Consider the following 12,569-nt stretch of genomic DNA (forward strand, 5'->3'; position numbering starts at 1 on the left):
TGTCTATAATCTTCAATTTTTCTTCAATCGCATCCTTCTATACCATCAAAAACTTTCCCTATTTTTTACTGCATTGACTCACACTCATCTCACTCATTTTGGTACGTATTTACACTTATTCGCAACACAGTGCACACTTTTAAAAAATAGTTAAAATATTGCAAATTTATTACTAATGAATAATTAAAAGCTGTCGACTATATAAAGGAAAACTTAACTATAAAAGTGAATATAAAATGAGCAGAACTCCATATGTAACTCAAAATGAACATATCTTAGATGAAGATATCACCTTGATGACCACAAGCGACCTTCAAGGGAATATTATTCACGCTAATGATTTCTTTGTGCAGGTCAGTGGGTATGATCTCGATGAATTAATGGGACAGCCTCACAGTATTATTCGTCATCCTGATATGCCAAAAGCCGCCTTTGCGGATATGTGGCGTACCTTAAAAATGGGAGAGCCGTGGACTGGGATCGTCAAGAACCGTCGTAAAAATGGTGACCATTACTGGGTTCGTGCCAATATCATCCCTATGCAGCGAAAAGGTGTCATCACCGGTTATATGTCCATTCGCCTACGCGCCACCCGAGAAGAAATCGCCGCAGTTGAGCCGCTGTATAAAGCCCTAGTCGAAAATCGCAGTAATCGCCGAATTTATAAGGGGATCGTACTGCCAAAACGCCGTCGATTCTCACTTTCAACACTGTCTGTTCGCTGGCGTTGCCGTTTAATTTCCAGCAGCTTATTTGTTTTGTGGATGGCGATGGCAGGTTTATCGGGTCTCTCCGGTAATGCACTACTACTAACCAGCTTATTCACTTTAATAACCCTGCTACTCGGCAATGTAATGCTAGAGCGTAGTTTTGCGAAGCCGCTCGAAAATATTATGTCTCAGGCATTAAGCGTAGCGCGAGGTAACCGTAATAGCATTGACCACATGAGCCGCGTTGATGAAATTGGGCAGATCCTGCGCTCTATTGGTCAGCTAGGCTTAGTGTGTCGTTGGCTGATTAACGATGTCTCTGAACAAGTGGATAACGTCCGTAAAGGCAGCCAATCGTTAGTGAGTGATTGTGGTGAGCTAGATAGCCATACACAGCGTACTGTAGGCTATATGCAGCAAACCGCCGCTACCATGAATCAAATGGCAGTCTCCGTTAAGATGAATGCAGACAACACCCATAAAGCCGATGTGCTATCGAACGAAACCAGTGAAACAGCGGTAAATGGTGGTGCGATGATGGATGCAGTGGTCATCACTATGGACGAAATCGTACATAGCACCAGTAAAATCAATTCGATCACCGATGTGATTAAAGACATCGCATTCCAAACCAATATTTTGGCGCTAAATGCCGCCGTGGAAGCCGCTAGAGCCGGTGAACAAGGCAAGGGTTTTGCCGTCGTTGCCAATGAAGTTCGTAGCTTAGCCAGCCGCAGTGCCAGTGCAGTGAACGATATTCGCGAACTTATCAATAACTGTGAGAAGAAAGTCAGCTCCGGTAAAGACCAAGTCTACGCGGCGGGGAACACGATGAAAGAAATCGTGGATCAAGTGCAAAACGTAACGCAGCTGATTACCCATATTAGCCATGCTACAACGGAGCAAGCTTCTGGGATCTCGGATATCACACAAGCCGTCAGTGAATTGGAGTCCATCACTCAGCAAAGCAGCTTACTCGTTGAGCAGAGTACCGAGACTGCGAATCACGTTAAAGATCGTTCCATTCGCTTAGAAGATGCTGTGACTATCTTGCACTAAAAACGTCTTACACTAAGCGTGTTTTACCATAAAACAGGGGGCTAACGTAATACGCTAGCCCCCTGTTTTCATTATGTTTTGAACATAATAATTTATTTAACAGTACCTTCATCTAACGGTGGCAACTCTGCAAGCGGCCAGCGAGGACGAACGGTCACACCTAAATCTGCATTTGCTCCGCCTTTTAAGCGGATTAAGCCCGCGAGAGCAATCATTGCGCCATTGTCTGTACAAAATTCAGGACGTGCATAAAATGCTTCACCGCCACGCTGCTTCAAAACTTCTTCCATTTTGGCACGTAAAGTACGGTTGGCACTCACGCCACCGGCCATCACTAAACGTTTAAAGCCAGTTAGCTCAAGCGCGCGCTTACATTTTATGGCGAGTGTATCCACAACCGCATCTTCGAAAGCACGGGCGATATCAGCGCGGGTTTGAGGATCATCTGGGTTATCACGAATCGTATTTGCCGCAAAAGTTTTCAAGCCAGAAAAACTAAAATCTAACCCCGGACGGTCAGTCATCGGGCGAGGGAAAACAAAACGCCCTGCTACACCTTGCTGCGCCATACGAGACAAGACGGGACCACCCGGATAATCTAAACCAAGTAACTTCGCCGTTTTATCAAATGCTTCGCCTGCCGCATCATCGATGGATTCGCCAAGAAGTTCGTATTCACCAATACCCGTCACGCTAATTAGCTGAGTATGACCACCAGACACTAACAGCGCCACAAATGGGAATTCAGGGCTTTTTTCTTCCAGCATTGGGGCGAGCAAATGCCCTTCCATATGATGCACAGCAACCGCAGGTACATCCCACGCAAATGCCAGTGCACGACCCACTGTCGCTCCCACCATCAATGCACCCACTAAACCGGGGCCTGCGGTGTACGCAACAGCATCGATGTCTTCACGGGTTAAATTGGCTTCTTTGAGCGCCGCTTGAATTAGCGGTACTGTTTTGCGGATATGATCACGAGAGGCTAATTCGGGTACGACGCCGCCGTAATCAGCATGAACTTTAATTTGGCTGTATAACTGGTTCGCGAGTAAACCCAGTTTATCATCATAGATTGCGATTCCGGTTTCATCGCAAGATGTTTCGATACCTAAAACACGCATTGCACTACCCTTGTTTGTTGCATGGGGGAAAGTCTACCACTAAATTTGCGTGATCGCGCCTAAATTTACGTCATTGCGCAATAAAATGTCATGAAACCCCACAATTAATCCCAGCAAAAGGCTGACTTTCCAAGTTGTATAGTCTATAATCAGACCCCTGTAATAAAAATTTCGTGTGGCAAATTCTCATTATTATCTGGTTTTTCTCACTTTATTGAATAAAGTTGAGGTGAAACAGGTGATCTTGCGTGATTCAATTTTATACGGCACTTTACAAACCCGTACTCATTGAAGTAAAATTCCGCACCATTTTAAATGACGGCTGGTGAACAAAAACCAGCAACAAACCGATTTCTATTGAGGTGAGAGGCACATGCCGGTAATTAAAGTACGTGAAAACGAGCCATTCGACGTAGCACTGCGTCGTTTCAAACGTTCTTGTGAAAAAGCAGGAGTTTTAGCAGAAGTTCGTCGTCGTGAATTCTATGAAAAACCAACGACTGAACGTAAACGCGCTAAAGCATCAGCTGTAAAGCGTCACGCTAAAAAACTGGCTCGCGAAAACGCACGCCGTACTCGTCTGTACTAATTGATTGCGATTTTAATCGCAGCCAATACAGACAAGTAAGTAGTTAGCAGTTAAAGGCCGTGCTTTCCTAACGGAAGCGCGGCTTATTATCGTTCATCAACAGGCGAAAAAGAGGCTTATGGCTGGACGAATTCCGCGTTCATTTATCAATGACTTACTCGCTCGTACCGATATCATTGATTTAGTCGATGCAAAAGTCCCGTTAAAAAAACAGGGTAAGAACCACCACGCTTGCTGTCCTTTTCATAACGAAAAAACACCATCATTTACTGTCAATGGTGAGAGACAGTTTTACTATTGTTTTGGTTGTGGTGCCCATGGTAACGCCATCGATTTTCTGATGAATTACGACAAATTAGATTTTGTCGAAGCAATAGAAGAGTTATCAGCATTACATGGTCTGGATGTTCCTTACGAAAAAGGAACCGGAACCAGCCAAATTGAACTCCATCAGCGTCAAAATTTGTACCAATTGATGGAAAAAATAAATCAGTTTTACTGCGCTGCCTTAAATCATCCATCGGCCAATAAAGCCAAAGATTATTTAAGCCAACGTGGTTTAAGTGCAGATATTATCTCGCATTTTTCGATTGGTTTTGCGCCCGCAGGCTGGGACAACCTTCTCAAGAAATTTGCCGTGAATCCAGAAAGCCGTCAGCAACTTGATGAAGCGGGCATGCTGGTCACTAATGATAATGGTCGCGTTTATGATCGCTTTAGAGAGCGAGTCATGTTCCCGATTCGGGATCGTCGCGGTCGCGTAATTGCATTTGGTGGACGGGTGTTAGGCGATGCATTGCCGAAATATTTAAACTCTCCAGAAACCGATATATTCCATAAAGGTCGCCAACTTTTCGGTCTTTATGAAGCCACACAAAATAGTAGTGAGCTTGCAAAATTACTTGTTGTTGAAGGCTATATGGACGTTGTAGCACTCGCACAGTATGACATCCGCTATGCGGTTGCATCACTTGGCACCTCTACAACCTCTGAGCATATTCAATTGCTCTATCGCTCAACAGACACGGTAATTTGCTGTTATGACGGAGATAGAGCAGGAAGAGAAGCCGCTTGGCGCGCACTTGAAAACGCCCTTCCCTATCTGACCGATGGTCGCCAACTCCGTTTTATGTTTTTGCCTGATGGCGAAGACCCAGATTCATTGGTACGCAAAGAAGGAAAAGACGCCTTTGAGCAACGTATGGAAAATGCGCAAAGTCTTTCCACCTTTTTGTTTGACTCTTTAGTTCCCCAAGTGGATTTAAAAACCCAAGAGGGTCGAGCAAAAATTAGTAAACTTGCTATCCCATTGATAAAACAGATTCCGGGTGAAACTCTACGTCTTTATATGGCACAAGAGCTAGGAAATTTCATTGGTATACCGGATATTTCCCAAGTTCTTGCTATGATTGATAGAGAGAGTACTGAGCCAGTTAACTATCAGGCACCCAAACTGAAACCAACAACAATGCGCATACTTATCGCGTTGTTGGTACAAAATCCGAACTTTTCGGAGCTTGTTCCCTCGCTAGAGGGAATTGCCCATATCCAAATGCCGGGGCTTTCTCTATTTCAGGAATTGGTTGAAGTTTGCCGTTCCACCCCCGGAATGACCACTGGGCAGTTGCTAGAACGTTATCGCGATAATAATTTCGCGAAACAACTTGAAAAACTCGCAACATGGAACGATATAGAAATAGAGGAAATAGCGGAAAATACCTTTATAGATGCTCTAAATCATCTATTTAATAGCGCCCTCGATGAGCGTTTCGACTATCTGATAGCGAAAGAACGAACACAAAGGCTGACACCTGAAGAGCGCGAAGAAGTCCGTCTAATCACTCTTTCACGAGTGAAAACTTAAAGCATCCAAAAAATAGTATACAAAACGGCTTAAGTGCCGCAAATAACAAGGCAAATGCCTGTAAATGCTACGAAATATAAAGGGCGTAGCGCGTAGTCAAATGTCCCTTTAAATGTTCTTGTTGGCCGTTAGTTTCGCCGACCGACACCAATTTAAATACTCAGAAGTGTGGATACCGTCTTATGGAGCAAAACCCGCAGTCACAGCTTAAGCTACTCGTCACCAAGGGTAAAGAGCAAGGTTATTTAACCTATGCTGAGGTAAACGACCATCTGCCGGAAGATATCGTCGATTCGGATCAGATTGAAGATATCATCCAGATGATTAATGACATGGGCATCCAAGTCATGGAAGAAGCACCTGATGCCGATGATTTAATTTTGGCTGAAAATACTTCCGACACGGATGAAGATGCGGCTGAAGCTGCAGCTCAAGTATTGTCCAGTGTTGAAAGTGAAATCGGCCGTACCACTGACCCAGTGCGCATGTATATGCGTGAAATGGGAACTGTCGAACTTCTTACCCGTGAAGGTGAGATCGACATCGCAAAACGTATCGAAGATGGTATCAATCAGGTTCAGTGCTCTGTTGCTGAATACCCTGAGGCTATCACCTACTTACTTGAACAGTATGACCGCGTCGAAGCTGGCGAAAGCCGCTTATCTGACCTCATCACTGGGTTCGTTGACCCAAATGCGGAAGAAGATTTAGCCCCTACAGCAACCCACGTAGGTTCTGAACTTCCACAAGAAGAGTTAGATAAAGACGACGAAGACGAAGAAGATGAAGACGGCGATGACAGCGATAGCGATGACGATAACAGCATCGATCCTGAGTTAGCACGTCAGAAATTCGCTGATCTTCGCGAACAATATGAAAAAACTCGCACCCATATTAAACAATATGGTCGTAGCGATGCGAAAACTGCGGCTGCTATCGAGCAATTGTCCGAAGTTTTCAAAGAGTTCCGTTTAGTACCTAAGCAGTTTGACTATCTGGTCAACAACATGCGTGAAATGATGGACCGCGTTCGTATGCAAGAACGTACCATCATGAAACTGTGTGTTGAACAGTGCAAAATGCCTAAGAAGAACTTCATCACCTTATTCAGTGGCAATGAAACCAGCGAAACTTGGTTAACCGCAGCAAAAGCGATGAACAAGCCGTGGTCTGAAAAACTGCTGGAAGTGGAAGAAGAAGTTCTGCGTTGTCTGCAAAGACTGCGTCAAATCGAAGAAGAAACTGGTCTGACAATCGAACAGGTTAAAGACATCAACCGTCGCATGTCTATCGGTGAAGCTAAGGCTCGTCGTGCGAAGAAAGAGATGGTTGAAGCAAACTTACGTCTGGTTATTTCTATCGCGAAGAAATACACCAACCGTGGGCTGCAGTTCCTTGATTTGATTCAAGAAGGTAACATCGGTCTGATGAAAGCGGTTGATAAGTTTGAATACCGCCGTGGTTATAAGTTCTCAACTTATGCAACATGGTGGATCCGTCAGGCTATTACCCGTTCTATCGCTGACCAAGCACGTACAATCCGTATTCCGGTTCACATGATTGAGACCATCAACAAACTGAACCGTATCTCTCGTCAAATGCTGCAAGAGATGGGCCGTGAGCCATCGCCAGAAGAACTGGCAGAACGCATGCTAATGCCGGAAGATAAAATCCGTAAAGTACTGAAGATTGCGAAAGAGCCAATCTCCATGGAAACGCCAATCGGTGATGATGAAGATTCACATTTAGGCGATTTCATTGAAGATACCACATTAGAGTTACCGTTAGATTCTGCAACGTCAGAAAGCTTACGTTCGGCAACTCATGAGGTTCTGGCTGGCTTAACTGCACGTGAAGCGAAAGTACTGCGCATGCGTTTCGGTATCGACATGAACACTGACCACACCTTAGAGGAAGTGGGCAAACAGTTCGATGTTACCCGTGAGCGTATCCGTCAGATTGAAGCGAAAGCGCTGCGTAAATTACGTCACCCTAGCCGCTCAGAAGTTCTGCGCAGCTTCTTAGACGAATAAGCTACAACGTCTTCAAGTCTACAAAACCAAACACCTGCTTCGGCAGGTGTTTGGTTGATGACAAAGAGGGATAAAAGCGTGGTTTTTCCCTCTTTGTGTTATCAGGCGAAAATCAATAAATTGATTTTCCTTGTTAGTTTTACAACCTAAAAGAGCCATTTCCAAACCTGATGGGTTTGTCAATGGTCTGACACCTGCTTCGGCAGGTGTTTTTTTATCTGTCACTCACACTTAATTTTTTGCTGACATTTAAACATTAACGCTAATGAAAGCAAAATGGCCAACGCTCCACCAAACATCGCTAAATTAAATCCCGAAACAAAGGCTGAGCGCGTTGCTTGCTCAATCATCGTCGATGAAATATTTCCATATTGGTTAACGAGCTCGATAATCTGCTCAGTAGAAAGCTGATTATTGACCTGGGGGTTACTCAACAGCACATCGACCGCTCGATGAGTCATTAACGTTCCCAACAGGGCAATACCCAGGGTCATGCCCGTTTGTCTCAAGGTATTCATCACAGCAGATGCTATCCCTGAATAAGCTTTTTCAACACTCGACATCACCAATGCACCTATTGCCGGCGTCGCCATTCCCATGCCCGCCCCCAAAATAAATAACGTCACTGCAATAGGGAAATAGTCTGTATCCGTATTCACTCGCGTCAATAATATGGATGACAGAGCTATCAGCAAGAAGCCAATAATCATAATGTTACGGACACTGTATCGCCCGGAAAGCCGACCAAAACTGAATGAAAACAGTGCCATCGCGATAAATTCTGGCGCCATCCGTAAACCCGCTTCAAATGCTCCCCAACCTTGCCCTTTCTGTAAGAACAGCGCGATAAAAAATACATTACTGTAGGTGGCAAACCCGAGAGCAAATGACGCCATATTATATTGAAAAAAATCAGAATTTTTCTTGAATAGATACAACGGCAATAAAGGGCGTGGCACTTTCATTTCCACAGCAACAAAACCTAATAATGCCACTGTACCAAGCGCTAAGCTTCCCAAAGTCGATGGGTTATTCCAACCGAGGTCCCCTGCTTCAATTAACCCATAAGTGATCCCCCCAAGAGCAACAATACTCAGCAACTGACCTACAGGATCTAAAGCCGCTTTATCAGGATCAGCACTTTCCGTAATCCCTAATACCCCCAACACCAAAGTCAGCAAACCAATCGGAATATTAATGATAAAGATGGTTGTCCAATCAAAGGTATCTACCAGAAAACCCCCTAAGATAGGACCAATAATCAGTGATAACGCGCTAACTGCCGACCAGATACCAATGACTTTAATTCGCTCAATATCATTACTAAATGCCTGCGTAATAATAGATAGCGCCCCAGGGATCAGCGCTGCGGCGGCAATGCCTTGGATTGCTCGTCCAAATAGCAGCCATTGGATATTTGACGCCAAAGCACAAATTAACGACCCCAGCGTAAATATTGCGATCCCCACCAACCATACACTCTTACGCCCATAACGATCGCTTAAAGGCCCAACGGAGAGAATCAATGCCGATAAGCACAATGCATAGGAATCTATAACCCATTGTAACATCGATAAATTTGTGGAGAGTTCTTGCCCTATTGCAGGGAGTGCGACATTCACAATGCTGATATCGAGCGTCGCCATAAACGTTCCCAAGCACACCGCGATAATCAAAAAAATTCGTTTCATTCTCTTATTCCCATTCTCGATCTTTTCCGCATGTTAGATCGCAACTGACCGACGGTCAATCAATATTGAGAATAAAAATCATTTGTAATTAAAATGAAAAATTCTTTGTTAGCTAAATATAAAAAAACGGTCTATTGACCGTTTCATATTCCACTAAGTAACTATTTTTTCAAAATTTAGGTTATTTTACTGGTGTTTCATGCAGGTATTTCCAAGTGCACATTTCATTTTCAACATGGATACACGCAGTTGAAATTCGTAACGACGAAACGCCTTCATTGGTCTGCAATTCTTGGTACTGTATCCAGCAATCACTTCCTAACTGCTGTATTGGCACTATATTCTGAATTGTGATGGTCAAATGAGGCTTTTTGCCAGCAAGTTGACTAAACAACGCAATGACATCTTTGTGGGCGATCCCCTGCCCTTGGATCGTGACCATTTTAAAATCAGGAGCAAAGCTATTCAGTAAAAGCGGTAAACTCTCACCCTGATTGCGCCCTGTAAATACATCCTCAATGACCACATGTAAATCAATTACACTTTGTACTGCCAGCGACATTTTAGCGTCCATCTATTTCCCCTTAATGACTGAAATTAACGATAGCAGCCCCAGAATAGCTGCAATGAAAAACGTATATTGATAACGAACTAACTCTGATGAAAATGAAATAAGGTTAAAGAAGGAAATTAATACCACCGTCCCCACACTAAAAGCCACCTGACGGTTAATATTCCACAACACACTACCTTGCAATAAATCCTTATCTTTAAAGTCTATTAATGCACTAATTTGCGCCGTATTCGCACTGATCCCACCGCCTGTTCCCATTAATAAATAAGCCATAATGAGCAACAGTAATTAGCTTTGGTTATCGACCCAAAACAGAGTCAAGATCCCAATGCTATGCACAACGATACCCGCAATAAATAGGCTTCGCTTACCTAGACGATGATAAAAATAGCCGCCAGTTACCATAGAAATCAGTGCACCTACCGCATACACCAGCATAAATAGGCCCGTTTGTTGTGCATTAAATCCGATATTGTTTTGTAGATTAAAAATATTCAGTAAATTAACGCCCGTAAAAATTCCCGGCACCGCGTAATAAACAATAAAACCATTACGTAAATTATAATTCTTGAGTAATTTCAGGTTTAGAACCGGTGCTCGGCATTTTTTTGCGTACTGTAAATATACAATCAGCAAAGCGGCAGAAAGCGAAAAACTCAACAATGCGAGGGCTAAACTTTGGTTATCATTATAAAGGGAGAATGACATTAATAAGCCCAGTAAACTAAAACTGACTAACAGCAAGCCAATAATATCGGGCTTTTCTCGCACCTGCTTTTCACTGGATTTTACCCAGCACCAAGCCAACAATGCCGCCAGCAATGAGAACGGAAGATTAGCAAAGAATACCCACCGCCAAGAAAGAAAATCGATAATCATGCCACCAATTGCCGGAGAAAATGCTGGGGCAATTAAAGCAACCGTCATGATCATCGTGGATATCTTTTGGCGTTCTTGATTAGGAAATAGAGCAAATACTAAAGCCTGCCCAACTGGAATTAATAACCCCCCAGCAATTCCTTGAATAAAGCGCCAGAAAATCAAACTATAAATAGAATCACTAAATCCACATAACCCAACGGAAAGGGAAAATAGCAGCATCGAGTAAGTAAGTAGCTTACGCTCCCCCAAACGACCCGCTAACCACAGGCTAACAGGCATAATGAGCACTAGCCCTAAAATATAGGCATTCGCCACCCAAGAGACCATCGACTGGCTCGCCGAAAATGCCGAAGCGATATCTGGCAATGCAATGGCAGACATAAAAATATTAATACAATCAATGAAAAAGCCGAGAAGAAATACTGTAGTGATTTGATAACGGTATGACATAGCTACCTCCAGTCGCCAAGAGTAGAGTGCAGCCCTTCTCCTGTCGATGCAAAGGAAGTAAAATCATTGTTTAACACAATCAAACAATCGAATGGATTATGCAAAAAAATCTCAAGCAAATTACCAGCTTTCTTCAAGTTGTAGACTCGGGTTCATTTACCAAAGCCGCAGAGATCTTAGAGCTAAGCCGTTCGATGGTCAGTATTGATGTTAAACAGCTTGAAAAGAGCTTAAATGTCAGCTTATTGGTGCGAAATACCCGCAATATTGCACTCACTGAGGTGGGGAAATATTTTTATGATGATTTTAAACGGATTCAATTACAGATAGAGGAAGCCTTTGAGAGAAGCCAAAATTTAGCAACCAGCATAACTGGCACATTACGTTTCTCTTCAACCAATGAATTTGGGCAACGCTATATTTTGCCTTTACTCCCAGCATTTTGCCGGCAATATCCTCAACTACGCCTACAATACAGTTTTAACTCTTCCTTTGATGACCTATTAGCTGAAAAGCTCGATATTGCGATTCGATTAGGGAATTTAAAAAACTCCTCATTAAAATCCCGTAAGCTCGGAGAATATGCAATTTATTTGGTCGCCACCCCCCAGTTTGCCAATCAATACTCCATTATAAATATCGAGGACTTAGCGCATATTCCTTGGGTCACACATTCGTTACTGAATTTGCAAGATAGCCAATATATTCTGCAGAATCGTCACGGCGAAAAGTTTGGGTTACCCCTATTAAACAGCCGATATGAATCCAATTCAGCAGAAACCATCCGACAGTTGGCATTAGCCTCATTAGGTGCGGCTATTTGCCCAGCGTGGCTGGTTGAAGAAGATTTAAAAGCACAGCGATTAGTGCGGTTGTTGCCTGAATTCGAGCTACCGAAACAAAACATTCAATTGCTTTATCCCAATACCCAGACTCTACCCGCCAAGACACGGGCATTTATTGAGTTTTTAGTCGATAAAATACAGCAGTGACTATACACCCGCCACTGTCCACACCTTGGTACACACTTTCTCTAGCAGCGCTTTATTGTGGCTAAAAATAATCATCGCTAGGGGGCGTTGCTGTGAAATACGGATCAAATGCTGCCACACTTCCTTTTGAAGATGGGCATCTAATTGGGCTGTGATTTCATCGGCGATCAACACTTTGGTACGAGGATCGAGAGCGCGAAGTAAAGCTACCCGCGCCAGTTCTCCACCAGATAACTCGCTGGGGCGTCGCTCTAACCATTGCGGTTTGATGGAAAAATAATCTAACCATTGGGCATCCGGTTCCCACGCATCACGAACACTAGAACCCACGGTACGATAGGGATTAAAGCTTTTTTCTGGGTGCTGGGGGACTAGCTGGATTGGGCAATAACCTCGATGGGGAACTGGCGCACCATTCAATAAAATTTGTCCGTGTGTTGGTTGTTGCCACTGACCCAGCACACGTCCTAGCGTCGTTTTCCCAAATCCACTGGGAGCGGAAATACCCAGCCGTTCATTGTCTGCTAATGACAAATTCAGGTTATCCCACAATGTCCTACCCGCTTGCTCAATACGCAGATTTTGAATCTCTAGCATCCCG

8 protein-coding genes and 2 pseudogenes are annotated in these 12,569 nt (G+C 43.7%); 5 read left to right on the forward strand and 5 right to left on the reverse strand.

Annotation, left to right across the window (positions count from 1 at the left end):
* The first annotated feature begins 236 nt into the window (after positions 1-236).
* Positions 237-1,769, forward strand: a complete 1,533-nt coding sequence (locus tag HFU86_RS15890) for a methyl-accepting chemotaxis protein (RefSeq protein WP_036956255.1) — start codon at positions 237-239, stop codon at positions 1,767-1,769.
* A gap of 92 nt (positions 1,770-1,861) precedes the next feature.
* Here the strand turns inward: HFU86_RS15890 and tsaD are convergent, their stop codons facing one another.
* Positions 1,862-2,893 carry a tRNA (adenosine(37)-N6)-threonylcarbamoyltransferase complex transferase subunit TsaD gene (tsaD, locus tag HFU86_RS15895; RefSeq protein ID WP_132496550.1) on the reverse strand — a complete coding sequence of 344 codons (1,032 nt, stop codon included), beginning with the start codon at positions 2,891-2,893 and terminating at the stop codon, positions 1,862-1,864.
* Between the two features lie 373 nt (positions 2,894-3,266).
* Here tsaD and rpsU point away from each other — a divergent pair, with 373 nt between their 5' ends.
* From rpsU to rpoD, 3 genes and pseudogenes are all read left to right on the forward strand, one after another.
* A complete protein-coding gene (gene rpsU, locus HFU86_RS15900) occupies positions 3,267-3,482 on the forward strand; it encodes a 30S ribosomal protein S21 (protein WP_001144069.1) in 216 nt (71 codons plus the stop codon).
* Between the two features lie 118 nt (positions 3,483-3,600).
* Positions 3,601-5,346 (forward strand): DNA primase, encoded by a 1,746-nt coding sequence (dnaG, locus tag HFU86_RS15905; protein WP_036956253.1) that lies wholly within the window; start codon positions 3,601-3,603, stop codon positions 5,344-5,346.
* A 164-nt stretch (positions 5,347-5,510) separates the two neighbouring features.
* A pseudogene (gene rpoD, locus HFU86_RS15910) lies at positions 5,511-7,379 on the forward strand (RNA polymerase sigma factor RpoD); the annotation flags it as partial.
* Between the two features lie 221 nt (positions 7,380-7,600).
* Here rpoD and HFU86_RS15915 read toward each other — a convergent pair.
* From HFU86_RS15915 to HFU86_RS15925, 3 genes and pseudogenes are all read right to left on the reverse strand, one after another.
* Positions 7,601-9,070 carry an MFS transporter gene (locus HFU86_RS15915; protein WP_187129642.1) on the reverse strand — a complete coding sequence of 490 codons (1,470 nt, stop codon included), beginning with the start codon at positions 9,068-9,070 and terminating at the stop codon, positions 7,601-7,603.
* A 181-nt stretch (positions 9,071-9,251) separates the two neighbouring features.
* The gene (locus HFU86_RS15920) at positions 9,252-9,644 is read right to left on the reverse strand and encodes a hypothetical protein (protein WP_132496554.1); all 393 of its coding nucleotides are present in this window, start codon (positions 9,642-9,644) and stop codon (positions 9,252-9,254) included.
* Positions 9,645-10,976, reverse strand: a pseudogene (locus HFU86_RS15925) (MFS transporter). It abuts the gene before it with no gap.
* Positions 10,977-11,074: 98 nt separating this feature from the next.
* On the opposite strand from HFU86_RS15925, the gene HFU86_RS15930 reads away from it, so the two are divergent.
* Complete coding sequence (locus tag HFU86_RS15930) at positions 11,075-11,968, forward strand: LysR family transcriptional regulator (RefSeq protein WP_132496556.1); 894 nt, start codon at positions 11,075-11,077, stop codon at positions 11,966-11,968.
* Here the strand turns inward: HFU86_RS15930 and HFU86_RS15935 are convergent, their stop codons facing one another.
* Positions 11,969-12,565 (reverse strand): ATP-binding cassette domain-containing protein, encoded by a 597-nt coding sequence (locus tag HFU86_RS15935; RefSeq protein WP_187129643.1) that lies wholly within the window; start codon positions 12,563-12,565, stop codon positions 11,969-11,971. It abuts the gene before it with no gap.
* Positions 12,566-12,569 lie beyond the last annotated feature (4 nt).

Source organism: Providencia sp. JUb39, assembly GCF_012272845.1.
Lineage (GTDB): Bacteria > Pseudomonadota > Gammaproteobacteria > Enterobacterales > Enterobacteriaceae > Providencia > Providencia lanzhouensis.

Coding starts and splice junctions, on each gene's coding strand:
- HFU86_RS15890 (WP_036956255.1), top strand. CDS start 237: ATGAGCAGAACTCCATATGTAACTCAAAATGAACATATCTTAGATGAA.
- HFU86_RS15930 (WP_132496556.1), top strand. CDS start 11,075: ATGCAAAAAAATCTCAAGCAAATTACCAGCTTTCTTCAAGTTGTAGAC.
- rpsU (WP_001144069.1), top strand. CDS start 3,267: ATGCCGGTAATTAAAGTACGTGAAAACGAGCCATTCGACGTAGCACTG.
- HFU86_RS15915 (WP_187129642.1), bottom strand. CDS start 9,070: ATGAAACGAATTTTTTTGATTATCGCGGTGTGCTTGGGAACGTTTATG.
- tsaD (WP_132496550.1), bottom strand. CDS start 2,893: ATGCGTGTTTTAGGTATCGAAACATCTTGCGATGAAACCGGAATCGCA.
- dnaG (WP_036956253.1), top strand. CDS start 3,601: ATGGCTGGACGAATTCCGCGTTCATTTATCAATGACTTACTCGCTCGT.
- HFU86_RS15920 (WP_132496554.1), bottom strand. CDS start 9,644: ATGGACGCTAAAATGTCGCTGGCAGTACAAAGTGTAATTGATTTACAT.
- HFU86_RS15935 (WP_187129643.1), bottom strand. CDS start 12,565: ATGCTAGAGATTCAAAATCTGCGTATTGAGCAAGCGGGTAGGACATTG.